A 24259-nucleotide genomic window follows, 5' to 3' on the forward strand; every position below is an offset into this window, starting at 1 on the left:
GCATTACAATCCGCCCCCATGCTCAGACACCTCGCCATCAAGGATTTCGCCGTCGTCCGCGCCGCCGAACTGGAATTCGGCGACGGCATGACCGTCATTTCCGGCGAAACCGGCGCGGGCAAGTCGCTGCTGGTGGACGCGCTGGGCTTCCTGTCCGGCCTGCGCGCGGACAGCGGCGTGGTGCGCCACGGCGCCGAACGCGCCGAGCTGTCGGCGGAGTTCCACCCCGCCCCGGACTCGCCCGCCCAAGCCTGGCTGACCGAGAACGAGCTGGACGACGAAGGCCAGTGCCAGCTGCGCCGGGTGATCCGCGCCGACGGCGGTTCGCGCGCGTGGATCAACGGCCGCAGCGTGACCCTGACCCAGTTGTCCGAGCTGGCCGCGCGGCTGGTCGAGATCCACGGCCAGCACGAGCACCAGGCCCTGCTGGCCCGCGCCAGCCAACTGGACCTGCTGGATGCCTTCGCCCGCAACCACGCCCCGCTCGCCGCCGTGCGGGCGGCCGCGCAGCACTGGGGCGCGCTGCTGCGCGAGCGCGAGCAGCTGTCCGGCCAGGGCGACGTGTCCGACCGCATCAACTACCTGGAACACCAACTGGGCGAACTGCAGCGCGAAGACCTTGCCCCCGCCGCGCTGGACAACCTCGTCGCCAGCCACCGCCGGCAGGCGCACGCCACCAGCCTGATCCAGGCCTGCGACACCGCGCTGGCGCAGCTGGCCGACGACGACGGCCCGTCGCTGGCCCGCCAATTGCAACAGACCCGCGCCGACCTGGCCCGCCAGGTCGAACACGAACCACGCCTGCGCGATGTGGACACGCTGCTGGAAGGCGCCGGCATCCAGCTCGAGGAAGCCCTGGCCCTGCTGGGCCAGGTGCGCGACGACCTGGACGCCGAACCCGCCCAGTTCGACGAACTGGAACGCCGGCTTGCCCGCATCCACGACCTGGCCCGCAAGCACCGGGTGCCGCTGGACGGGCTTCAGGAACAGCACGACCGCATCGCGGCCGAACTGGAATCGTTGCGCGGCGCCGGCGAGCGCCTGCTCAAGCTCAACGACGGGATCGACGCTGCGCGCGCGCAATGGCGCACGGCCGCCGCCGCGCTGACCCGAAGCCGCCAGCGCGCCGCCAAGGCCCTGGGGGAGACCACCACGGCGCTGATCGCCGAGCTGGGCATGGGCGGTGGCCGCTTCGAGGTAGCGCTGGAACCGCAGGACGGCGAGCGCCCCGATCCGTCGGGCGCGGAACGGGTGGAGTTCCTGGTCTCGGCCAACGCCGGCCAGCCGCCGCGTCCGCTGCGCAAGGTGGCCTCCGGCGGCGAACTGGCGCGCATCTCGCTGGCCATCGAAGTCGCCGCGCTGGGGCTGGACGCGGTGCCGACGATGGTGTTCGACGAAGTGGACACCGGCATCGGCGGCGCCGTCGCCGAGATCGTCGGCCAGAAGCTGCGCGCGCTGGGCGCGCAGCGGCAGGTGCTGTGCGTGACCCACCTGCCGCAGGTCGCCGCGCAGGGCCACGCGCACTACCGCGTCAGCAAGGCGCCGGTGGACGGTATGACCCAGAGCGCGGTGGAGAAATTGAGCGCGAAGCAGCGCGAGGAAGAACTGGCGCGCATGCTGGGAGGCGTGGAAGTCAGCAAGGAAGCCCATGCGGCCGCCAAGCGGCTGCTGGCCAACGCCCTATGAACCACGGCCAGGAAACATCCAAAATCCCAAGCCTGCTGCTCAACGATCCGAAGCCGAACCCGCATGGCACCAACTCCCCCTCTCCCTCCCCCTCCGGGAGAGGGCAAGGGGTGAGGGCGAAGCGCCGCAAGAGTTTCATCGCTCGGCACCAAGCGCCTTCATCGCCACGGATGCCGCCTTGACAAACCCGGGACACAATTTCGAATCCGCGAGAATCGACGCCTCAGCGCTTCTTGCGCACGTATAACACCAGCGAGTGCTCTTCCAGCTCGTAGCCGTGCTTGGCGGCGATATCGCGCTGCAGCTTTTCGATTTCGGCGCTTTCGAACTCGATGATCTTGCCCGTATCCACGTCGACCATATGGTCGTGGTGGCCGCCACGGTCGAGTTCGTACACCGCCTGGCCGCCCTCGAAGTTGTGCTTCAGCACCAGGCCGGCGGCCTCGAACTGGGTCAGCACGCGGTACACCGTCGCCAGCCCGATCTCGTCGCCGTGCTCCAGCAACTGGCGGTAGATGTCTTCGGCGCTCAGGTGGTGCCGGGCGGTCTTCTGCTCCAGCAGCTCCAGTATCCGCATGCGCGGATGGGTGACCTTGAGGCCGACTTTGCGTAGATCCTGCGATTCCATGGCGTCTCCGTTCACTCTCGGTTTAGCGCCAGCTGCCTGAAGCCCGGTTGCGGCGGTCGCGGGAAGTGTATCATCGGTGCGGTTTCCCACTGTACGTGTCCCATGCGCAAATTCCTGCTGGTTGCCGCCCTTGCCACCGCCACCGCCGGCTGCGGCATCCTCTACAAGCAACCGATCTACCAGGGCAACCTGATCGAGAAGACCGCCGCGGACCAGCTGGCCGTGGGCCAGACCAAGCAGCAGGTGCAGTCGCTGCTGGGCAGTCCGTCCATCGCCGATCCGTTCCACGCGCAGCGCTGGGACTACACGGCCAGCAATCGCACCAACCGCCTCGGCCACACCGAGGTGAAGAACCTCACCCTGCACTTCGACGGCAACACGCTGGCCAGTTGGGAAGGCGAATACTTCCCCGAAGCGGACCTGCAGCTGTCGCAGGACGTGCGCAAGTTCGGCCCCAACCTGGCCAAGGACAAGAGGGGCGGTCGCCGCCGCTAAGGCGCCGGTTTGCGCGCGCGCCGCCGGCGCGCCTCCTTCGGATCCACCTGCAGCGGCCGCAGCACTTCCACGCGGTCGCCCTCGTTCAGCGGCGCATCCGGCGCGACCACCACGCCGTGGACGGCGATGGCCGACGCCTGCTCCAGTCCATCGAAACCGCACACGGCCAGCGCATCCGCCACACAAGCCCCCAACGGTAGCTCCAGCGCGACGGACTGGTACCGGTGCGGCCACGCCCGGATCACTTCCACCCGCATCTCATCCCCCGCGGTCGGCGGTACGGACGAAATCGTCCACCATGCGGTCGGCCAGGCTCTGGAAACCCAGCGCCATCGCCGGCGCCAGCAGGCGGCTGGACGGCTCGAATTCCAGCGTCAGCGTGACCTTGCAGGCGGATTCGTCCAGCGCGTGGAAATCCCACTGCCCGTGCAGCTTGCGGAACGGGCCGTCCACCAGCTTCATGTCGATGCGGTGCGGGCGGTCCAGCGCGTTCTCGGTGGTGAACCAGGTGCTCAGCGAACCCAGCCCCAGGTCCAGCCGGGCGACCAGGCGGGTGTCGCCCTGTTCCAGCAGCTGCGCGCCGCTGCACCAGTCGAACCGCCGGGGATAGGCGGCCACATCGTTGACCAGGTCGAACATACGGGCGGCCGAGTGTTCGACCAGGGCGCTGCGGCGGATCGTGTGCATGTGGCTCGCGTGTGGTTCCGCCTTCGGCGACAATGGACGGATGGGCAAGAAACCGGACAAGAATAAAGCAACGGGCACCATCGCGCTGAACAAGCGCGCGCGCCACGAGTACCACCTGGAGCAGCGCTACGAGGCGGGACTGTCGCTGCAGGGTTGGGAGCTGAAGGCCATCCGCGCCGGTCGCGCCAACATCACCGAGTCGTACGCCACCATCCGCAACGGCGAGATCTTCCTGTTCGGCGCGCAGATCACCCCGCTGATCCAGGCCTCCACGCACGTGGTGACCGACGACCGCCGCACGCGCAAGCTGCTGCTGCACCGGAACGAGATCGACAGCCTGATCGGCAAGGTCGAGCGCGACGGCTACACGCTGGTGCCCACCTCGCTGTACTGGAAGGGCAACAAGGTGAAGGCCGAGGTGGCGCTGGCCAAGGGCAAGCAGACCCACGACAAGCGCGCCAGCGAGAAGGACCGCGACTGGGCCCGCGAGAAGTCCCGCGTGATGCGCCAGCACAACCGCGACGCGTAGCTCCATCGCGCGACGCGCGATGGAGCCCCCAAGATTCGCTTCGCGAATCTCGGGCCCCGACGCACGCTGCCCATCCCCCATTCACGCCTGCGGCGTGAATCGCCCCCTTGCCAAGGGGGCGAATGGTTTCCCATGATCGCGGCGGTTCCGGGGCCCGCGAAGCCCGGCACCTCGGGTAAAGCGCTGGTAACTGCCCTGCCTCCCGCCCTTGTGTACCCTCTAACCCACCCCTACACTGCAAGGGTCAGGAAAGTTCTGGCTCCCGGGGGTGCACTGGCTTCGACGGGGGTTGCGAAGTTGCCTGGTGCATGCCGAGGGGGTAGCTTTCCTCGTAAATCCAGCTGCAAAACTCTAGTTGCCAACGACGACAACTACGCTCTCGCCGCTTAAGGCGTAAGCCCCGAACCCACTTGTGCCCGTGCTCGTGGATGTAGGGTCATTATCACGGAACCGGCTGTGACGGCTGCCTGTCAGTCATGGCTTGAACAAAACAGGCTGGTCCTGCGGTGCGCTCTGCCCATCGTGCTGCCGTAGGACGAGACCCAACGAAGGGATAAGCATGTAGTACCGGGGATGGAGTGCCTTCGGACGGGGGTTCAATTCCCCCCACCTCCACCATCTCAACAAAAAAGCCGGAACCGTGAGGTTCCGGCTTTTTTGTTGGTTGGCTACCGGGGTGCGCCGTCGTGGAGATTCATTGCCTCTTGGTCCGGGAAGATCGGATTCCAAATCGCGCCAGCACTCGCGGGCGCTCTAGCCGAACGGCGCACTGGATACCGGACGCTGGGGCGGCGACAAGTCGACAGCGCTTGCGGGGCCGGGTCTGTGCCCGGCGTCGCTGCCGCGCCTGTCCATGCCCTTGGAGTTCGATGCGGGACTCAGGGCGATCTCCTGGAATCCTTCGCTTGAAGCGATTGGACAGCTCGATTCGAGCAGGCACGGAAACATGAGCCCCAATACTGCGGCGTACTTTTTCATTTCACTTCCCCTTCCGTTCCCCATCGGATGTGGGCATCAGACGAACCCCGCTCCCCGGCAGCGACGGGCGATGCGGTCGAGTTCGCTCGATGAGCTCCCCTGAATGTCATCGTATCAAGCGGCCGGGCCCGGCGTCAGCCGGACTTATCGCCAACCGTCGATACCCGTGCATATCAGGAGCCGGCAAACCGGAGGCGCCCCCTTGCCCCGCAATGGCCGAAGTTCGCGCAGATCGGGCCATGCGGTGCATCATTTGATCGCGCGCCCATCTCAAGCAGAAAGCCGGAACCTCACGGTCCCGGCTTTCTCTTCGATGACAAGGCCAACCGCCTCAGCCGTTGCCCTTCGCTCTGGCAAACGCCGCCGCCAGCGCATTGTCCGGCGGCGGTGCGGCCGGCTTGTTCGGCTTGTTGAAACCACCCTGCCCTCGTCCGCCATCGCGTCCACCATCCCGGCGCGGGCCATTGCCGCCACGTGGTGAGGCGTTGCGCTCCTCGCGCGGCGCCTGCGGCGCAGGCGTGTCGTCCAGGCGACGGGTCAGGGCGATGCGCTTGCGGGGAATGTCCACTTCCAGCACGCGCACCTTGACGATGTCGCCGGCCTTCACCACCTCGCGCGGGTCCTTCACGTAGCGGTCGGCCAGCGCGGAGATGTGGATCAGGCCGTCCTGGTGCACGCCGATGTCGACGAACGCGCCGAACGCGGCCACGTTGCTGACCACGCCTTCCAGGATCATGCCGGGCTTGAGGTCCTTGATGTCCTCCACGCCGTCGGCGAAGCGCGCGGCCCTGAACTCGGGGCGCGGATCGCGGCCGGGCTTTTCCAGTTCCTTGAGGATGTCGCGCACGGTGGGCACGCCGAATTTCTCGTCGGTGTACTGCTCGGCCTTCACCCCGCGCAGGAACGCGGTGTCGCCGATGATCTGCTTCACCTGCCGGCCGCTGCCGGCCAGGATGCGCTCCACCACCGGGTAGGCTTCCGGGTGCACCGACGACGCATCCAGCGGCTGGTCGCCGTCGGCGATGCGCAGGAAGCCCGCGCACTGCTCGAAGGTCTTCTCGCCCAGCCGCGGCACGTCCAGCAGCGCCTTGCGGCTGCGGAACGGGCCGTTCTGGTCGCGGAAGCGCACGATGTTGTCGGCCACCGTGGACGACAGGCCCGACACCCGCGTGAGCAGCGCGGCCGAGGCGGTGTTGACGTCCACGCCGACCGCGTTGACGCAGTCCTCGACCCTGGCATCCAGCGCGCGCGCCAGGCGGAACTGGTCCACGTCGTGCTGGTACTGGCCCACGCCGATCGCCTTGGGCTCGATCTTCACCAGTTCGGCCAGCGGGTCCTGCAGGCGGCGCGCGATGGAGACCGCGCCGCGGATGCTGACGTCGAGGTCGGGGAATTCCTTCGCGGCGAATTCCGAAGCGGAGTACACGGACGCACCGGCTTCGCTGACGACGATCTTCTCCAGCTTCAGTTCCGGCGCCTGCCTGATCAGGTCGCCGGCCAGCTTGTCGGTCTCGCGGCTGGCGGTGCCGTTGCCGATGGCGATCAGGTCCACCTGGTGCCTGGCGCACAGCGCGCGCAGCACGTGCAGGGACTGGTCCCACTGGCGCTTGGGTTCGTGCGGATAGATGGTGGCGGTATCGACCAGCTTGCCGGTGCGGTCCACCACCGCGACCTTCACGCCGGTGCGCAGGCCCGGGTCCAGGCCCAGCACGGCCTTCGGGCCGGCCGGCGCGGCCAGCAGCAGGTCCTTGAGGTTGTCGCCGAACACAGCGATGGCCTCGGCTTCCGCCTTCTCGCGCGCCTGGTTGAACAGGTCCAGCAGCAGGTGCATGTGCAGCTTGGCGCGCCAGGTCAGGCGGCAGGCGTCCAGCAGCCACTTGTCGGCGGCGCGGCCCTGCGCGGACACGCCGGCATGCACGGCGACGCGGCCTTCGGCCTGCAGGTGGCCGGCCTCGGCCTCCATGCCCGGGTCGAGGTCGAGCAGCAGGATTTCCTCGCGGCGCGCGCGGAACAACGCCAGCAGTCGATGCGAGGGGATCTTCGCCAGCGGTTCGGCGTGGTCGAAGTAGTCGCGGTACTTGGCGCCTTCGCTCTCCTTGCCGTCGGCGACCCGGGCGCGGATCACGCCCACCTCGCCCATCCATTCGCGCAACTCGCCGACCAGCGCGGCGTTCTCGCCCCAGCGCTCCATCAGGATCGCGCGCGCACCTTCCAGCGCGGCCCTGGTGTCGGCCACGCCCTTGTCGGCATCGACGAAGGCGGCGGCGGCCGTTTCCGGCACCTGCGCGGGATCGGCCAGCAGGCTGTCGGCCAGCGGCTCCAGCCCGGCTTCGCGGGCGATCTGCGCACGCGTGCGGCGCTTGGGCTTGTACGGCAGGTACAGGTCCTCCAGCCGCGCCTTGCTGTCGGCGGCCTCGATGTCGGCGCGCAGTTCGTCGGTCAGCTTGCCCTGTTCCTCGATGCTGGCCAGCACGGCGGCGCGGCGGTCTTCCAGTTCGCGCAGGTAGGTCAGGCGCGTTTCCAGGTTGCGCAACTGGGTGTCGTCCAGACCGCCGGTGACTTCCTTGCGGTAGCGGGCGATGAAGGGAACCGTGGCGCCTTCGTCCAGCAGCGCGATGGCGGCTTGGGCCTGGGCGGGTTGCGCGCCGATCTCGGCGGCGATGGTGGCGGCGATGTGCAGGGCGAGCTTGGGATTACGATCTTGCATTGCGTCCGTACGGTTGGAACCCGATGACCCGGGTGGGACGCCGATTGTGGCAACCCGCGGCCGCGCTGGGAACGGGTTGACAGGGGCTGTTCCCTTCCTCCCGTCTGCGGGAAGGAAGACGCCCACACCGTATTCCGGTGACCTCAAAGAAAACGGGCCGCTTGCGCGGCCCGTCGGGGGTTGCATCCGCGGTATGGCTTACGAGCGGACCGGCAGCACGCGGATCTCGACGCGGCGGTTGAGCGCGCGGCCGGAATCGGTGTCGTTGCTGGCGATCGGATAGCGCTTGCCCATGCCGACGATCTCGAAGCGTTCGCGTTGCAGGCCCTGGCCGATCAGGTAGTTGCCGACCGACGAGGCGCGCTGCTCGGACAGTCGCTGGTTGACCGCATCGCTGCCGATGCTGTCGGTGTGGCCGCTGACTTCCACGATGGTCTGGTTGTACTCGCGCAGCGTGGACGCGACGTTGTTGAGCGCCGGGTAGAACTGCGGTTTCAGGTCGGCCTTGCCGAAATCGAAGGTCACGCCGTCGGGCAGGTTGAGCTTGATGACGTCGCCGTCGCGGCTGACGTCGATGCCGGTGCCCGCAGTCTGGCGGCGCAGCTCGGCTTCCTGCCGGTCCTGGTAGGCGCCGATGGAGCCGCCGGCCAGGCCGCCGATGCCGGCGCCCACCAGCGCGCGCTGGCGGCGTTCGGTGGCGTCGCTGCCGCTGAGCAGGCCGACCGCCGCGCCGATGCCGGCGCCGATCAGCGCCCCGGTACGGGTGCGGTTGGGGTCGTTGGGGTCGGAGGTCTGGCCGGTATAGCTGGCGCAGCCGCCCAGCAGGGTCACGGTCAGCGCGGCCAGGGCGCCTGTCTTCAACATCGTATTCATGCATCCTCCTTGGTGGTAGTGCGGGGTAACTCAGTGCGCAAGCCTAATCCGTGAAATGTTCAGAACATGCGAGTTGAGCCCCGTTCATTCAGGCGCGGTCGGGTATCAGCGCCGCGGCCGACGGCGAATCCAGTGCCTGGTCCCAGTTGCCCATCAGCGCCAGGTACAGCAGCTTTTCGAACTCCGGGCCGAAGCGGCGGATGACGGCATCCGGGTCGGGGATGAGCTTGGCATCGGCGATCAGGCCGAAATGCACGCGGTTGTTGTAGCTCAGGATGGAGATGCCGATGCCGATGGAACCGGTCTGCGGCACCCAGAACATCATCTCGCGCAGCTGGCAGCCGCCCATGTAGAGCGGCTGCTGCGGCCCGGGCACGTTGGTCGCCACGGCGGTGGCCTTGCGGCTGAAGAGTTCCAGCGCGACGCCCTGCACGGCCGAGGGCGCCATGCCAAGCGCGGCCAAAAGTCCAAATGCGACAATGGCTTGTCGTGAATTCTTCAGGTTATTCATGCACTCGGCCACGCGTTCCAGCCGGCGGATCGGGTTCGCCTCGCCGATCGGAAGGTCCAGGAACACCAGGCCAAAGTGGTTGCCCAGTTTCTTGGCATGTTCCAGCGGCCGCAGGTTGACCGGCACGGTGGCGCGCAAGGTGACGCCATCGACCTGTTCGCCGCGCTCGACCATGTAGCTGCGCAAGGCGCCGGCGGCGGCGGCCATCAGCACGTCGTTGACGGTGCAGTCGCAGGCGCGGCCGACGGCCTTCACTTCGTCCAGGTCCAGCGGCTCGGCCCAGGCCACGCGCTTGCTGACCCCCAGCCTGCCGCGCAGCAGCGTGGGCGGGTCGTCCGAAAGCGCCAGCGCGCCGAGCAGTTCGCGGCCGATCTCGCCGCCCTCCTTCGCCAGCACCGTGGCCAGCGTGGGGTCGCGATACATCTCCATGCCCTTGCCCAGCACCTTGCCGCCCAGCTTCATGTAGCGGTCGATCGCGCCGACCCGGCGCACCACTTCCACGCCGTCCTTCTTCAGCCAGGCCGCGCGCAGGTTGCTGTCCTTGTCCGGCTTGCGGCTGGTGTCGGTCAACGACAGCAGCACCTGCACCAGCGCGATGCCGTCGGCGTAGCTGTGGTGGATGCGCGCCACCAGCGCCGAGCCGGCGCCGTACTTCTCCACCAGGTGGAACTGCCACAGCGGCTTGGTCTTGTCCAAGGGTGTGGACGCCATCTGGCTGGTGAAGCGTTCCAGCGCCTTCTTCTCCGAGCGCGGATCCTGGCGACCGGGCAGCGCGGAAATGCGCACGTGCCAGTCCAGGTCGAAGTCGGCATCGTCCATCCACGATGCGCCGGCGGTCGTATCGACGGCTTTCTGCAGGAAGCGCGGATAGGCCAGGAAGCGCTTCCTGATCACCTGTTTCAAGCGGTCCAGCGTCATCGGCTCGTCGAACATCAACACGCCGGTGATCATCATCGGGTTGGTGGGACGACACATCCGCAACCAGGCGGTATCGACCCGCGACATCGCTTCACGGCGCGGCTTTCCAGGCGCTCTCTTCGTTGCCATGCTGCCCTCCTCTCCTGCGCCGAGTGAAGCACGCGCCCGCGAAGGGCGTCAACGCGATGGGAAAGCGGGCCGGGCTCAGTCGCCGCCGGTCTTGCGGTAGGCGGCCAGCGCGGCGTCGCGGCCAGCAGCAAGGTCCACAATGGGGCTGCGCGGATATTTCGGCGCAGCCAGCGCCAGCACGTCGGGCTGTTGCCAGGGCGCGAACCGCAGCGGCACCGGCAACGCCGCCAGTTCCGGCACCCAGCGGGCGATGTAGCGCCCGTCCGGATCGAACTTCCTCGCCTGCGTCACCGGGTTGAACACGCGGAAGTAAGGCGCGGCATCGGCCCCGGTGCCGGCGGTCCACTGCCAGCCCAGCGTATTGCTGGCCAGGTCGGCGTCCACCAGCGTGTCCCAGAACCAGCGCGCGCCGTGCAGCCAGTGGTAGCGCAGGTGCTTGGTCAGGTAGCTGGCGACGATCATCCGCGCGCGGTTATGCATGTAGCCGGTGGCCCACAGCTCGCGCAGTCCGGCATCGACGATGGGCACGCCGGTACGGCCGCGTTGCCAGGCTTCCAGCATCGCGGGTTGCGGGCGCGCCCAGTCGAAGCGCTCGAAGCGCGGGTTGAGGTCCTGCGTGGCGGTATGCGGGAAGTGGTGCAGCAGGTGATAGCCGAACTCGCGCCACCCCAGTTCACGGACATAGCCGTCGATGTCGGCACTGTTGGCGGCGGTGCGCGCCCTCTCCAGTCCGGCGGCGATGCGCCATGGCGCGATCTCGCCGAAATGCAGGTGCGGCGACAGATGCGAAGTGCCGGTGCGGTCCGTGCGGTCGCGCTCGCTGCGGTAGCCACGCAACGCACCGTCGATGAAGACTTCCAGCGCGTCGCGCGCGCCGGCCTCACCCGGCCGCCAAACGTCCCAGAAGCCCGCATCCCAAGCTGGCGACGGCTTCAGCCCGAGCGCATCGACCGGGAGGCTGGCGATGTCTTCGTCCATTTCCGGCAGGCGTGCAGGCGCGCCCCATTCCACCGGCGCCCGCCACTGCAACAGCGCGGAACGCCAGAACGGCGTGAATACCTCGTACGGACCACCCTGCTGGGTGGCCAGTTCCCATGGCTCGAACAACAGCGTGCCGTTGGAGCTTTCCGCCTGCACGCCTTGTCCGCGCAGCTGTCGCTTGATCGCGGCATCGCGGGGCTGGGTGGCCGGCTCGTACTTGCGGTTCCAGAAGACCGCCTCCGCGCCGGTCTCGGCCAGCAGCGCCTGCAACGCGGGCATCGTCGGCCCATGGCGCAGGACCAACCGCGAGCCACGCGCGCGAAGATCCCGGTCGAGTGCCGTCAACGAGCGATGCAGCCAAGCCCGCGAGGCGCCGCCCGGTGCCCACTCGCCTTCTTCTTCCGGCGCATGCACATGGACCGGCACAGGGGTGAAGCCGCCGTCCAGCGCCGCGCGCAGGGCCGGATTGTCGTCCAGGCGCAGGTCGTGGCGGAACCAGACGAGGGCGCAAGGCATGCGGAACCCGGGCAAGGGCCGAGGAGCCCTACGCGACGCGGCCGGCCGCGGAAGAAGCAGGCTGCCCCGCTGGGCCGCCCGTGTACTCGCGCGGGATGCGCTGGTTGAGGCCGGTGAGGATTTCGTAGGGAATCGTGCCGGCGGCCTGCGCCACGGCTTCGCAGGTGATGGCGGCATCGCCCTGGCGGCCGATCAGCACCGCCTCGTCGCCGTTGTACGCGGTGCCATCGGGGCCGATATCGACCATGAACTGGTCCATGCAGATGCGGCCCACGATCGGGCGGCGCCGCTCCCGCACCAGCACTTCGCCGCACGAGGACAGCGAGCGCGGGTAACCATCGCCGTAACCGATCGGCAAGGTGATGACGCGCGTGTCCTGCCCGGCCGTCCAGGTGGCGCCATAGCTCACGGTTCGTCCGGCCCGCACGACCTTGAAGTACACCACCCTGGAAACCAGCGACAGCGCCGGGCGCAACGCGACGGTGGCGCGCGACGCCGGATCGGGCAGCACGCCGTACAGCGCGATGCCGGGGCGCACCATGTCGAGGTGCGTCTCGGGGAAATGCAGCACGCCGCCGGAGTTGGCGAGATGGCGCACCGGCATCGGCGCCCCCAACCGGTCGAAGTGCGCGCAGGCGGCGAGGAAACGCCGCAACTGCTCGGCGGTCATCGGCGAGGCGGGATCGTCGGAGCAGGCCAGGTGCGAGTAGATGCCCTTCACCGTGCATCCGCGCGAGGACACCGCGGCCTCGATGAAGGGCGCGGCATGCTCGCTGTGCACGCCGATGCGCTCCATGCCGGTGTCCAGCTTCAGGTGGATGACCGCCTTGCGGCCCAGCGACTCGGCCGCCTGCTCCACCTGGCGGAGCTTGTCGATCGACGAGACCGTGACCTCCAGGTCGTGGGCGATGAACTGGGACACCTGCGGCGCATGGATGCCGCCCAGCACCAGGATCGGCACCGTCACGCCGGCGCGGCGCAGCGCGATGCCTTCCTCGACGAACGCGACACCGAGCTGTGCGATGCCCTGGGCCTGCAGGTGCAGCGCCACCGGCACCAGCCCGTGGCCGTAGGCGTCGGCCTTGACGATGCCCATCACCGGCGCGCGGGCATGGCGCTGCAGGGCGTGCAGGTTGTGGGTCAGCGCGTCCAGATCCACGCGGATGCGCGTGGGGCGGTCGCCCGCCTCGGCGCGGAACGCGCATGCAAGGTCGGACTCGGGCTCGGGAAAAGGCGTCGGGTTGGACATGCGGCGATTGTAGCGGCCCGGTCGCGACGGCACGGCGCGAACGGCGAACGCAGGCCGCGACTCAAATGCGCGGACGCGGCTTCAATTCCGGTGGCGGCCGCGGGGCGCCATCGCGCAGATCGAGCGGCGGCGCGGGCGGCCGGCCTTTCCCGACCGCCTGCAGGACCGAAGCGATGCGCAGCAACTCCTCGAGCAACCAACTGGCCAGCCCCGCCTGCGTATCGGGATGGCCGGTGGCGGGGTCCGCGTCCAATTTCCCCAGATTCTTGAGTGCGTAGGAACGTTTCCGCGACGTGCGCTGGAAGAAACGCCGGTAGTCCTCCGCCGGCCGGGCGGATACCGTGTCCACGGAATCCTTCAGGTGCTTGAGCATTTCGCTGGTCGAGGCCAGCAGCAGCCTGAGCCGGATGTGCTGGTGGTTGTCCCAGTCCATCTTCGACGGCGTGGTGGCGTCGGACCAATGCCTGGGGTCGCCGAAGCGCCGGACGAATTGCAGGCCGGCGTGCCGGCCGTAGTCCGTCAGCGCCTGGATGAGCGGACGGTCCATGGTCAGGTTGAGCCCGCCCTCGCGCTCGGAAAGCAGGATCTGCCCGATCCGGTCGCGGAAGCCCGGCAGGTTGGCGAGCGCCTCGTGGTTCCAGTCCTTCGCCACGTTGAAGACCCTGCCCAGGAAGCCCAGGATCGGCCCCAGCCCGGCATGGTCGGACAGCGACTTCCATTGCGAGAAACTGGCATCGCTGTTCCTGTCGGGAAACGAGACGCGGTCGGACGGCGCATCGCTTCCTCCTTCCGGTGCCGTTCCCAGGTCGAGGCCGAAGGTAGGACGGGTCGGCAACGGTGCATCGAAGAAATGGATCGGGAAGTTGGAACCCACGCCGCCGTCGGTGAACCAGCACGTCTGCGGCTTCTGTCCCGGCACCAACGGCTGGCGCACGTCCACCGAGTGCAGCGGCACCGCGCTGAGCAGCAGCGGGAAGCTCAGGCTCATGCGCACGGCCACGATCACCGGCAGGTCGTCGGGCGACGGCAGCGGATGGAAGCCCTGCATGTCCGCGTTGCGGAACACGCCGCCGAAACCGGCGGCGCGGGGATGCGCCCGCATCCATTCCACCACGTGCGCCGGGAACAGTTCCCGGAACCGTTCCGGGTCGAACACGAAGCGCCCGTTCTCGCGCACGTCGCCATCGTCGCCGAACGGCAACTGGAACGGCCTGCCCAGGGTCAGGCAGGTGGTCATCACCCGCAATTCGATGCCGTGCCGCTTCAGGTCGCCGAAGGTCAGCGGCTTGCGCTGTCCGGCGAACGCATCGGACTGCCCGGCCAACCGGTCGAAGTAGTCCGAAAGCCAGCACGTCAGCGCCTCCGCGCCGTGGGGATCGTCCTGTTCGGGCATGCCCGAGCACACGCCGAAGGCATTGAGCGGCAATTCCCGCACCACCACCCGGGCGCCGCGCCACAAGGCGACCGCGAGGGCCAGCACGAAGGCGAGCAGCAGCAATCCCGCTGCCGCTGGCAGCGAGGCGGCGGACCAGGGCAACAGCAGCACCGGCGCCAGTACCACCGCCGCCACGGCCAGCGCCCATCCCCGGTACTGCGCCAGCAGCACCCGGGCGGCCGTGCGCAACCGCGCGCCCACGCCGCGCACGGCGATGACGCGGGTGAAGATGCGGAACACCGGGCGCAGCGCCGTCTTGGGCTTGAAGAAGGCCAGCAGGCGCGTGCCCGCGCCGCTGTCGGCGGGCTGGCCGAGGTAATCGGGCAGCCTGGCCAGTTCGTCGAAACTGCGCGGATCGCTGGCGATCTCCCCGGCCTGGTGGCGCTGCCTGCCCAGTTCCGCCGCGGCGGCCGCGCCCGCCGCGATGGCGCCGGCGCTGGTGCCGCCGATCGAGCGCAGCCGGAAGGCCTTGGCGATCTCCACGATGGCCAGCGGATAGACCACCCCGCTGGTGATCCCTCCCTTCATCACCAGGTCGCATTCGCTGGCGAACACCTGCTCATCGGGGGCTTGGGACGCTTCGTCGGGACCGGAAGGGACCGGCAGTGGTCCCCGTGCGCTGTTTTCGCTCATCGCTCTTTCCTCTCCCTGGGCGGATGAAGGGCCCTATCGTACGAGGATCGCCGTTCCGCGGATGGATGGCACTGACAGACAACGCCGCCGCAACGCCGGACAGGCCAGCCCGATCGCGCCAAGGCGCGGACGGCGCGAGGTACATGCGTGTACTTCGCATGGCCCGACGGCCGCGCGCGGCGTGTCGCGTCGGGTGCCGATGCGGAGCAATGCGGCGACCCGGTCCTGCGCGCCGAAACGCCTGCCGGCAACCGCTCCTATGGGCGAATGCAGTGTGTGGGAGGGGCTTCAGCCCCGACCGGGTTACCGGGCAAGAGCATCGCGGCCATGGGCCGCTCCTACTCGAAGCTGCCCACCGAGTCGTGGGCCAGGTTGTCGAAGCGGGTGTATTCGCCGAAGAACTTCAGCTTGCACGAACCGGTCGGGCCGCTGCGCTGCTTGCCGATGATGATCTCGGCCAGGCCCTTGTCCGGCGAGTTTTCCTTGTTGTAGTAGTCGTCGCGGTAGATGAACACGATCATGTCGGCGTCCTGCTCGATGGCGCCGGACTCGCGCAGGTCGGCCATCACCGGGCGCTTGTCGGTTCGCGTTTCCAGCGAGCGGTTGAGCTGCGACAGCGCGATCACCGGCACGTTGAGTTCCTTCGCCAGTCCCTTCAGCGAGCGCGAGATCTCGGAGATTTCCGTGGCGCGGTTCTCGCTGTTGCCCGGCACCGACATCAGCTGCAGGTAGTCGATGACGATCAGGCCCAGGTCGTGCTCGCGCTTCAGCCGGCGCGCCTTGGAGCGCAACACCTCCGGCGACAGGCCCGGCGTGTCGTCGATGAAGATCTTGGTTTCCTTCAGCATGCGGATGGCGCCGGTCACGCGGCTCCAGTCCTCGTCCTCCAGCTGGCCGGTGCGCAGGCGGGTGGCGTTGACGCGGCCGTTGGAGGAGATCAGGCGCAACGCCAACTGCGCGGCCGACATTTCCATCGAGAACACCGCCACCGCCTTCTTCGACTTGATGGCGGCGTACTCGGCCATGTTCAGCGCGAGGGTGGTCTTGCCCATGGCCGGACGCGCGGCCAGGATGATCAGGTCGGTGGGCTGCAGGCCCGCGGTCATCTCGTCGAACTCGGTGTAGCCGGTCGGCAGGCCGGTGACGTTGCCGCCGTTCTCGAAGCGGTTCTGCAAGACCTCGAACGCGTCCTTCAGCGCGGAGTGCATCGCCACGAAGTCGGTACGCCCGCGCGCGCCGGCCTCGGCGATGGCGAACACCTTCTGCTCGGCCACCGCCAGCAGTTCGTCGCTTTCCTTGCCATCGGGCTGGAAGGCATCGTTGACGATGCCGGTGCCGACCTCGATCAGCTGCCGCATCACCGCCTTGTCGCGCACGATTTCGGCATAGGCGGTGATGTTGGCCGCCGACGGCGTGGTGCTGGCCAGTTCGATCAGGTAGGCGCCGCCGGCCACCAGTTCCATCTGCCCCTGCGACTCGAACCATTCGCCCAGCGTCACCGCATCGTACGGGCGGTTGCGTTCGGCCAGTTCGGAGATGGCGCGGTAGATCAGCTGATGGTCGCGCCGGTAGAAGTCGTTCTGGGTCAGCCGATCGTTGATGCGGTCGTAGGCTTCCGGCGCCAGCATCAGGCCGCCCAGCACCGCCTGTTCGGCTTCGATGGAGTGCGGCGGAACGCGCAGTTGTTCGATGCGGGCTTCGTGGAGATCGGAGCGGAAACCGGAACGGGCGGGCATGGGCGTGCGTGGATGTCCTTAGGCGTGCCGGATCGCGATGAGAGTGCGGCGGCGGGTGGAGCGAACGGCACATGGTAGACGGCCGGGGTGGCGTTACGTTGCAGATAACCTTGTGGATAACCGGTGGGCATCTCACCGGATGAGACGCATGCCTGCCCCCTGTCGGAAACCCCGCCACCGCGAACGTGCCGCCCCGAAAACGGAACGGGCGCCTTGCGGCGCCCGTCCGGTCGAAGCCTGGATCCGTCGGGGGATCAGGCTTCGCTTTCCACGATCACCTTGACGGTGGCCTGCACGTCGGCATGCAGCTTGACGACGATGTCGTACTCGCCGAGGTTGCGCAGGGCGCCTTCGCCCATGATGACTTCGCTCTTTTCCAGCGGCAGGCCGGCGGCGGTGAAGGCGTCGGCGATGTCGCGCGGGCCGACCGAGCCGAACAGCTTGCCTTCGGTGGAGGCATTGGCCTTGACCGTGATGCTGGCGCCTTCCAGCTTGGCGGCGCGGCCTTCGGCGTCGTCGTGCTGGGCCTTGGCCTTGGCTTCGTACTCGGCGCGCTTGGCCTCGAACTCGGCGACGTTGGCGGCGGTGGCCGGCACGGCCTTGCCCTGCGGTACCAGGTAGTTGCGGCCGTAGCCCGGCTTGACGTTGACCTTGTCGCCCAGGACGCCCAGGTTGGTCACTTTCTGCAGAAGAATCAGTTCCATGGTGTTGCTCCGTATTCGTTAGCGTTGGCGATGCCACCGCAACGGTTGCTGTCCGAATGGACGGGGGTGTAGCGGTAAAAAGTCAGGGAGCCGGTCGCCCGCCGCGCGGGCTGTCGGGAAGCGAGCCTCCCTGCAGGCGGCGAAGCCGCCGACTTACCCCCTCACTTGCCTGCTCAGACGTCGTGGTTGTCCGTGTACGGGATCAACGCCAGGAAACGGGCGCGCTTGACCGCGGTGGACAGCTGGCGCTGGTAGCGCGACTTGGTGCCGGTGACGCGGCTCGGCACGATCTTGCCGGTCTCGGTCAGGTACTGGCGCAGGGTGTTGAGATCCTTGTAGTCGATCTCTTTCACGCCTTCGGCGGTGAACTTGCAGAACTTGCGGCGGCGGAAGAACTTGGACATGGGTTTGCTCCTCAGGCGGCTTCGGCGGTGTCGGAATCGGTCGAGGCCTCGGGGGCTTCGCCTTCTTCGTCGTCACGGCGACGGCGCTCGCCACGCTCGGGCTTGTCGCCCTTCTCGTCCTTGTTCTTCATGATCAGGGACTGCTCGGTATCCGGGCCATCGCGCTTGATGACCAGGTTGCGCAGCACCGCATCGTTGAAGCGGAAGCTTTCCACCAGTTCCGTCAGCACGGCCTGGTCGGCTTCGATGTTGAGCAGCACGTAGTGGGCCTTCACCAGGTTCTGGATCGGGTAGGCCAGCTGGCGGCGGCCCCAGTCTTCCAGGCGGTGGATCTTGCCGTTGCCGCCCTCGATCAGCGCCTTGTAGCGCTCGATCATGGCCGGCACCTGCTCGCTCTGGTCCGGGTGGACCAGGAACACGACTTCATAGTGACGCATCGTTTTTTACCTTTCGGATGTGGGCCCGGCACGCGCCATGCGCGCCGGACGGGACAGCCCCCCGACCACCCGGCTGGATCGCCAGCGGGGCGCGGTGGGGCAAGGACCCGCGGCCGGGAGGCCGTCGGGAGCAGGAAATTATGGCAGGTCAGGGACTTAGGGGCAACTCGAGCCGGGAACAGGGGTTAAGGGCAACGCCCTGCCCCGTCCTGCGCCCGTCGAGGCGGGGCCTCATGCCCTCAGGCGGCGTCGACGGCCGTGGTGAAGCTCTCGCCGCAGCCGCATTCGGCCGTGGCGTTGGGGTTCTTGAACAGGAAGGTCTCGCCCAGGCCCTGCCTGGCGAAGTCGATCTCGGTGCCGTCCACCAGCGCCAGGCTGTCCGCGTCCACGTAGATGCGCACGCCCTGGTACTCGAACACGGTATCGCCGTCGCGCTGCTCGCGGGCCAGGTCGGCCACGTGGCCCCAGCCGGAACAGCCGGTGCGGGTCACCCCGAAACGCAGGCCCAGCGTGCCCGGGGTCTGTTCGACGAAACGCTGCACGCGTTCCAGCGCAACCGGGGTCAGGGTGATGGCCATGCGGATCTCCTGCGGGACAACCAAGGTGGAATTATAGCGGTGGCGACGCAGCGTGGGCCGCGCGGCTCTTGTAAACTCCGCGTTCCATTAATGTGTCTGATTACGGAAGGATTCAAGCCATGACGGTGGTAAGCGTCGAACATGCGCTGGCGGGCAAGCTCCCGGCCGGCGGCGAGGTCACGGTGCGCGGCTGGGTGCGCACGCGGCGCGACTCCAAGGCGGGCCTGTCCTTCGTCAATGTCAGCGACGGTTCGTGCTTCGCCGCCATCCAGGTGGTGGCGCCCAACACGCTGCCCAACTACGAATCCGAAGTGAAGCACCTGAGCGCGGGCTGCGCGGTGATCGCCACCGGCACGCTGGTGCCGTCGCAGGGCCAGGGCCAGAGCTTCGAGATCCAGGCCAGCGCGGTGGAGGTGGTGGGCTGGGTCGAGGACCCGGAAACCTACCCCATCCAGCCCAAGGCGCATTCGCTGGAATTCCTGCGCGAAGTGGCCCACCTGCGCCCGCGCACCAACCTGTTCGGCGCGGTCACCCGCATCCGCCACTGCCTGGCGCAGGCCGTGCACCGCTTCTTCCACGAGCGCGGCTTCTACTGGATCAGCACGCCCATCATCACCACCTCCGACGCCGAGGGCGCCGGGCAGATGTTCCGCGTGTCCACGCTGGACCTGGCCAACCTGCCGCGCGGCAAGGACGGCGCGGTGGATTTCTCGCGCGACTTCTTCGGCAAGGAAACCTTCCTGACCGTGTCCGGCCAGCTCAACGTCGAGGCCTACTGCCTGTCGCTGAGCAAGGTCTACACCTTCGGCCCGACCTTCCGCGCGGAGAACAGCAACACCACTCGCCACCTGGCCGAGTTCTGGATGATCGAACCGGAGATCGCCTTCGCCGACCTGGCGCAGGACGCCGACCTGGCCGAGGATTTCCTGAAGTACCTGTTCCGCGCCGTGCTGGACGAGCGCGCCGACGACATGGCCTTCATCGCCGAGCGCGTGCAGAAGGACGCGATCACGAGGCTGGAGGGGTTCGTCAACGCGCCGTTCGAGCGCATCGACTACACCGACGCCATCGACCTGCTGCAGAAGTCCGGCAGGAAGTTCGACTTCCCGGTCGAATGGGGCCTGGACCTGCAGACCGAGCACGAGCGCTGGCTGACGGAGGAACACGTCGGCCGCCCGGTCGTGGTGATGAACTACCCCGAGCACATCAAGGCCTTCTACATGCGCCTGAACGACGACGGCAGGACCGTCGCCGCGATGGACGTGCTGGCCCCCGGCATCGGCGAGATCATCGGCGGCAGCCAGCGCGAGGAGCGCCTGGACGTGCTGGACGCGCGCATGGCGCAGTTCGGCCTGGACCCGGCGCACTACGGCTGGTACCGCGACTTCCGCCGCTACGGCACGGTGCCGCATGCCGGCTTCGGCCTGGGTTTCGAGCGGCTGGTGGTGTACGTGTGCGGGCTGTCCAACATCCGCGACGCCATCCCCTACCCGCGCGCGCCGGGCAATGCCGAGTTCTGAGAGCCGGGATCGGGGATTCGGGAATCGGAATTCGCAAAGCGGATCCCGCCCCGCTTCCTCGAATCCCGAATCCCCTGTCCCGAATCCCCGCCTTCCATGATCCTCTTCTTCGCTCTTTGCTTCGTCGGCGTGGCCATCGCCGGCTTCTGCGCGTTCGTGATCTTCTGGCCGCTGACGCTGGTGCACATCCGCGACCGTCATGCCGCGCTCGGCGCGCAATGGGGCGAAGGCGCCTTCCTCAAGCCGGTCGCGCTGCGCTGGCTGCTGTCCGGCGATTACCGGCGGATCACCGACCGCTCGCTGTCGGGCCTGGCGACGCCGGCGCGCATCTCGCTGTGCGTGATCTTCCTGGGGCTGGGCATGGCCGGCCTGTTGTGGCTGTGGGCGGAGGCGATGGGATGACGGACCACGTGAGAGAAGACTGGTACCTGGCCTCGCTGGGCCGCACGCTGATCTGGGCGCGCCTGCGCGTGCTGGAGGCCGGCACCGCCGAAGTGCTGGACAGCGACGGCAACACCCTGCCCTACGACAGCGAGGACACCGCGCGCGCCGCGCTGTTCGACGCCGAGTTCGTCGCCTGGGACGGCCTGGACGAGGACGATGCGCTCACGCGCGGATTCTCGCTGCACGACGTGCAGCCGCCGCAGGCCGACAACGACGACGCCTTGCGTCCGCTGATGGTGCAGTCGTTGGGCGGCCGGGCCTGAAGCGCCCGTGTATACGCCCCGCACGTTCGCCGAAACCGACCTGGCCGAACTGGACCGGCTGATCGCCCGCGACGCTTTCGTCACGCTGGTCACCGTCGCTGACGGGCTTCCGTTCGCCAGCCACCTGCCCGTGCTCTACGCACGCGATGGCGAGCGCGTGTCGATCGAAGGCCATTGGGCCAAGCCGAACCCCCAGGCGCGCCACGCCGGCCCGGCGATGCTGATCGTGCACGGCCCGCATGCGTATGTCTCTCCCGGCTGGTATCCGGACAAGGAAGAAGCCGCACGCGTGCCCACGTGGAACTACGCGGTGGCCCACCTGCACGGCACGCTGGAAACCACGGAAGATACCGTGGTGCTCGCCAGCCTCGTGGATCGCCTGAGCCAGCTGAACGAAGCCCATGTGGGCAACGACTGGCGCTTCGAGCACGACCGCGACGACCATGTGCGCCAGTTGCGCGGCATCGTCGGCTTCCGCTTCGTGCCCGAGCGCATCGAACTGAAGTTCAAGCTCAGCCAGAACCACCCCGCCGCGAACGTGAAATCGGCGGCGGACGCGCTGCGACGGCTGGGCGGCGAAGACAACATCGAGATCGCCGACCTGATGCGGGACCGCCTGGCCCGGCGCGGCACGTAGGGTGCGCCCTGGCGCACCACCGTGACGCCAGGGTTAGTGATGTCCACGACTCCACCTGCGTCATCGACGGCGCGCATGATCGCGCAGACTCCATCCGGCATCCGCGCGCCGCATGCTTATCTCCATGGTGCGCCAGGGCGCACCCTACGCCGCTGTACCGGGTTAGCCATCATCCATGATGAAAATTCATGGCGGTGCGGTCGCGGCTGAAGCCGCTCCTGCAGGGGGCTGCCTTAGCCTTAGACTGTCGGGGATTGTTCCCACGGAGAAGCGCGCATGGACCTGAATCTCGCCGGTAGGCACGCCCTGGTCTGCGGCGCCTCGGAAGGCATCGGCCGCGCCGCCGCGCACGAACTGGCCCTGCTGGGCGCCAACGTCACCGTGCTGGCGCGCCGCGCCGACGTGCTGGCCGAGGTGGCCGCCGCGCTTCCGGTGGTCGTGGAGCACCAGCGCCACGACGCCTGCGTCGCCGATGTTTCCCGGCACGGCCCGTTGCACGATGCCGTGCAATCGCTCGCCGACAGGCAGCCGGTGCACATCCTGGTCAACAACACCGGCGGGCCGCCCGGCGGGCGCGCCATCGATGCCGATGCCGGCGCCTACCTGGATGCCTTCGGCAAACACCTGTTGGCCAACCAGATCCTCGCCCGGGCGGTCGTGCCCGGCATGCAGGCCGCCGGCTGGGGGCGCATCGTCAACGTGGTCTCCACGTCGGTGAAGGAGCCCATCGCCAACCTGGGCGTGTCCAACACCATCCGTGGCGCGGTCGCCAGCTGGGCCAAGACGCTCTCGCGCGAACTGGGCGGCGCCGGCATCACCGTCAACAACGTGCTGCCCGGCTACACCCGCACCCGGCGGCTGGAACAGATCCTGGACGACCGGGTGCAAGCCACCGGCAAGGACCAGGCAGCGATTTCCGCCAGCATGCTGGCCAGCGTGCCGGCCGGCCGCTTCGCAGAGGCCGGCGAGGTCGCCGCCGCCATCGCCTTCCTCGCCTCACCGGCCGCCGGCTACATCAACGGCGTCAGCCTGGCCGTGGACGGCGGCCGGATGCAGTCGATCTGACGCCTGCCACCTCGACAGGTGGGGCTTGCCAATACGGGTAAGCTAGAGAGGCATCGAGGCGATCGGGAGCCGCCGTTGGGAATGGAACGTTTCAGTCACTTCATCGACGGCGAAATGGAGCCCTCCGCGTCCGGCGGCTGGCGTGCGGTATTCGAACCGGCCCGGGCGGAGGTCTACGCGGAAGTCGCCGACGGCGGCGACGCGGAAGTGCAGCAGGCCATCGACGCCGCCAGCCGTGCCCTGCCCGCCTGGTCGGCACTGCCCAACTCCGAGCGTGCGCGCTGGCTTGAAAAGCTGGCGCAGGCACTGGAGGACCGCATCGACGAATTCGCCCGCGCCGAGTCGCGCGATGCGGGCAAGCCGCTGGCGCTGGCGCGCGATGTCGAGATCCCGCGTGCGGTGTCCAACCTGCGTTTCTTCGCGCATGCCGCCACCCAGTTCGCCAGCGAGTCGCACCACGGCGAAGCCGGGTTGAACTACACCCTGCGCGCACCGCTGGGCGTGGTCGCCGCCATCTCGCCGTGGAACCTGCCGCTGTACCTGTTCACCTGGAAGATCGCGCCCGCGCTGGCCGCCGGCAACACCGTGGTCGCCAAGCCTTCCGAGATCACACCGGCCACGGCGACGATGCTGGGCGAATTGGCCGCGCGGATCGGCTTTCCGCGCGGCGTGCTGAACATCGTGCACGGCACCGGCACGGCCGTCGGCGAGCCGCTGGTGCTGCACCCTGCGGTGAAGGCGGTGTCGTTCACCGGCAGCACCGCGGTCGGCCGCCGCATCGCCGGGCTGGCCGCACCACTGTTGAAGAAAGTTTCGCTGGAACTGGGCGGCAAGAACGCCACCCTGGTGTTCGCCAACAGCGACTGGCGCGCGAACCTGGACACGCTGCTGCGCTCGGCGTTCCAGAATGCCGGGCAGATCTGCCTGTGCGGTTCGCGGCTGCTGGTGCAACAGGCCATCTACGATGAATTCCGCGATGCGCTGGTCGCGCGCGCCTCGGCCTTGCAGCCCGGCGACCTCGACGACCCGGCCACGCGTCTGGGGCCGATGGTGTCGCAGGCGCACTTCGACAAGGTGATGGGCTGCATCGAGCGTGCGCGCATGGAAGGCGGCCGCCTGCTGCTGGGCGGGCACGCGCTGGACCGGCCGGGCTGGTACATCGCGCCCACGGTGATCGAGGGACTGGGTCCGGAAGCGGCGACCAACCGCGAAGAGATCTTCGGCCCGGTGGTCACGCTGCAGGCCTTCGACGACGAAAACCATGCGCTGGCGCTGGCCAATGCGGGCGACTACGGCCTGGCCGCCACCGTGTGGACGCGCGACCTGGACCGCGCGCACCGGCTGGCCGCCCGGTTGCGCGCCGGGATCGTGTGGATCAACACCTGGATGACGCGCGACCTGCGCACGCCGTTCGGGGGCGTCGGCGCGTCCGGGCTGGGCCGCGAAGGCGGCCTGGAGGCCATGCGTTTCTTCACCGAACCCAGGAACGTCTGCCTGGGCCTGCGATAATCCCCCC

23 protein-coding genes and 1 other RNA gene are annotated in these 24259 nt (G+C 68.3%); 10 read left to right on the top strand and 14 right to left on the bottom strand.

The features are described 5' to 3' along the window. The first annotated feature begins 18 nt into the window (after nucleotides 1–18). A complete protein-coding gene (recN, locus tag AAD027_RS09360) occupies nucleotides 19–1686 on the top strand; it encodes a DNA repair protein RecN (RefSeq protein ID WP_341725750.1) in 1668 nt (555 codons plus the stop codon). A gap of 223 nt (nucleotides 1687–1909) precedes the next feature. Here recN and fur read toward each other — a convergent pair whose 3' ends face one another. After that, nucleotides 1910–2314, bottom strand: coding sequence for a ferric iron uptake transcriptional regulator (gene fur, locus AAD027_RS09365; RefSeq protein WP_341725751.1), 405 nt, complete (start codon nucleotides 2312–2314; stop codon nucleotides 1910–1912). 102 nt (nucleotides 2315–2416) lie between these two features. On the opposite strand from fur, the gene AAD027_RS09370 reads away from it, so the two are divergent. After that, the gene (locus AAD027_RS09370) at nucleotides 2417–2809 is read left to right on the top strand and encodes an outer membrane protein assembly factor BamE (protein ID WP_341725752.1); all 393 of its coding nucleotides are present in this window, start codon (nucleotides 2417–2419) and stop codon (nucleotides 2807–2809) included. Here the strand turns inward: AAD027_RS09370 and AAD027_RS09375 are convergent. Continuing rightward, the gene (locus AAD027_RS09375) at nucleotides 2806–3066 is read right to left on the bottom strand and encodes an RnfH family protein (RefSeq protein WP_341725753.1); all 261 of its coding nucleotides are present in this window, start codon (nucleotides 3064–3066) and stop codon (nucleotides 2806–2808) included. The genes AAD027_RS09370 and AAD027_RS09375 overlap by 4 nt on opposite strands. Before the next feature lies 1 nt (nucleotide 3067). Beyond that, nucleotides 3068–3496 (bottom strand): type II toxin-antitoxin system RatA family toxin, encoded by a 429-nt coding sequence (locus tag AAD027_RS09380; RefSeq protein ID WP_341725754.1) that lies wholly within the window; start codon nucleotides 3494–3496, stop codon nucleotides 3068–3070. A 40-nt stretch (nucleotides 3497–3536) separates the two neighbouring features. Between AAD027_RS09380 and smpB the strand changes: the two genes are divergently transcribed. Together smpB and ssrA are read left to right on the top strand one after the other, a co-directional pair. After that, on the top strand, nucleotides 3537–4025 hold the full coding sequence (gene smpB, locus AAD027_RS09385) for an SsrA-binding protein SmpB (protein ID WP_341725755.1): 489 nt from the start codon (nucleotides 3537–3539) through the stop codon (nucleotides 4023–4025). Between the two features lie 264 nt (nucleotides 4026–4289). Beyond that, nucleotides 4290–4643, top strand: a transfer-messenger RNA (tmRNA) gene (gene ssrA, locus AAD027_RS09390). 691 nt (nucleotides 4644–5334) lie between these two features. Here ssrA and AAD027_RS09395 read toward each other — a convergent pair. The 11 genes from AAD027_RS09395 to AAD027_RS09445 all read right to left on the bottom strand — a co-directional run bounded on the left by AAD027_RS09395 (nucleotide 5335) and on the right by AAD027_RS09445 (nucleotide 18814). Further along, on the bottom strand, nucleotides 5335–7710 hold the full coding sequence (locus AAD027_RS09395) for a Tex family protein (protein ID WP_341725756.1): 2376 nt from the start codon (nucleotides 7708–7710) through the stop codon (nucleotides 5335–5337). 198 nt (nucleotides 7711–7908) lie between these two features. Then, a complete protein-coding gene (locus tag AAD027_RS09400; protein WP_425605422.1) occupies nucleotides 7909–8583 on the bottom strand; it encodes a YiaD family glycine zipper/OmpA-like lipoprotein in 675 nt (224 codons plus the stop codon). 88 nt (nucleotides 8584–8671) lie between these two features. Next, complete coding sequence (locus tag AAD027_RS09405) at nucleotides 8672–10141, bottom strand: WS/DGAT/MGAT family O-acyltransferase (protein ID WP_341725757.1); 1470 nt, start codon at nucleotides 10139–10141, stop codon at nucleotides 8672–8674. Nucleotides 10142–10216: 75 nt separating this feature from the next. Then, nucleotides 10217–11638 (bottom strand): cryptochrome/photolyase family protein, encoded by a 1422-nt coding sequence (locus AAD027_RS09410; RefSeq protein ID WP_341725758.1) that lies wholly within the window; start codon nucleotides 11636–11638, stop codon nucleotides 10217–10219. Nucleotides 11639–11666: 28 nt separating this feature from the next. Further along, nucleotides 11667–12887, bottom strand: coding sequence for an alanine racemase (gene alr, locus AAD027_RS09415; protein ID WP_341725759.1), 1221 nt, complete (start codon nucleotides 12885–12887; stop codon nucleotides 11667–11669). Nucleotides 12888–12948: 61 nt separating this feature from the next. Then, nucleotides 12949–14955 carry a patatin-like phospholipase domain-containing protein gene (locus tag AAD027_RS09420; protein ID WP_341725760.1) on the bottom strand — a complete coding sequence of 669 codons (2007 nt, stop codon included), beginning with the start codon at nucleotides 14953–14955 and terminating at the stop codon, nucleotides 12949–12951. Nucleotides 14956–15293: 338 nt separating this feature from the next. Continuing rightward, complete coding sequence (locus tag AAD027_RS09425) at nucleotides 15294–16691, bottom strand: replicative DNA helicase (RefSeq protein ID WP_341725761.1); 1398 nt, start codon at nucleotides 16689–16691, stop codon at nucleotides 15294–15296. Nucleotides 16692–16945: 254 nt separating this feature from the next. Continuing rightward, a complete protein-coding gene (gene rplI / locus AAD027_RS09430) occupies nucleotides 16946–17395 on the bottom strand; it encodes a 50S ribosomal protein L9 (RefSeq protein WP_341725762.1) in 450 nt (149 codons plus the stop codon). Between the two features lie 173 nt (nucleotides 17396–17568). Then, nucleotides 17569–17799 (bottom strand): 30S ribosomal protein S18, encoded by a 231-nt coding sequence (gene rpsR / locus AAD027_RS09435; protein ID WP_057657706.1) that lies wholly within the window; start codon nucleotides 17797–17799, stop codon nucleotides 17569–17571. Nucleotides 17800–17810: 11 nt separating this feature from the next. Beyond that, nucleotides 17811–18236 (bottom strand): 30S ribosomal protein S6, encoded by a 426-nt coding sequence (gene rpsF, locus AAD027_RS09440; RefSeq protein ID WP_341725763.1) that lies wholly within the window; start codon nucleotides 18234–18236, stop codon nucleotides 17811–17813. A 239-nt stretch (nucleotides 18237–18475) separates the two neighbouring features. Continuing rightward, nucleotides 18476–18814, bottom strand: coding sequence for a HesB/IscA family protein (locus AAD027_RS09445; RefSeq protein WP_341725764.1), 339 nt, complete (start codon nucleotides 18812–18814; stop codon nucleotides 18476–18478). Nucleotides 18815–18933: 119 nt separating this feature from the next. Between AAD027_RS09445 and asnS the strand changes: the two genes are divergently transcribed. From asnS to AAD027_RS09475, 6 genes are all read left to right on the top strand, one after another. Continuing rightward, complete coding sequence (asnS, locus tag AAD027_RS09450; protein ID WP_341725765.1) at nucleotides 18934–20334, top strand: asparagine--tRNA ligase; 1401 nt, start codon at nucleotides 18934–18936, stop codon at nucleotides 20332–20334. Between the two features lie 96 nt (nucleotides 20335–20430). Further along, nucleotides 20431–20736 (top strand): hypothetical protein, encoded by a 306-nt coding sequence (locus AAD027_RS09455; RefSeq protein WP_341725766.1) that lies wholly within the window; start codon nucleotides 20431–20433, stop codon nucleotides 20734–20736. After that, a complete protein-coding gene (locus AAD027_RS09460) occupies nucleotides 20733–21041 on the top strand; it encodes a hypothetical protein (RefSeq protein WP_341725767.1) in 309 nt (102 codons plus the stop codon). The genes AAD027_RS09455 and AAD027_RS09460 overlap by 4 nt, the downstream gene beginning before the upstream one ends. Nucleotides 21042–21048: 7 nt before the next feature. Further along, nucleotides 21049–21678 carry an FMN-binding negative transcriptional regulator gene (locus AAD027_RS09465; protein ID WP_341725768.1) on the top strand — a complete coding sequence of 210 codons (630 nt, stop codon included), beginning with the start codon at nucleotides 21049–21051 and terminating at the stop codon, nucleotides 21676–21678. A gap of 276 nt (nucleotides 21679–21954) precedes the next feature. After that, nucleotides 21955–22743 (top strand): SDR family oxidoreductase, encoded by a 789-nt coding sequence (locus AAD027_RS09470; protein WP_341725769.1) that lies wholly within the window; start codon nucleotides 21955–21957, stop codon nucleotides 22741–22743. An 81-nt stretch (nucleotides 22744–22824) separates the two neighbouring features. Beyond that, the gene (locus AAD027_RS09475) at nucleotides 22825–24252 is read left to right on the top strand and encodes an aldehyde dehydrogenase (RefSeq protein ID WP_341725770.1); all 1428 of its coding nucleotides are present in this window, start codon (nucleotides 22825–22827) and stop codon (nucleotides 24250–24252) included. The last annotated feature ends 7 nt before the right edge of the window (nucleotides 24253–24259 follow it).

Origin of the sequence: Pseudoxanthomonas putridarboris (assembly GCF_038321125.1) — a bacterium.
Classification (GTDB): domain Bacteria; phylum Pseudomonadota; class Gammaproteobacteria; order Xanthomonadales; family Xanthomonadaceae; genus Pseudoxanthomonas_A; species Pseudoxanthomonas_A putridarboris.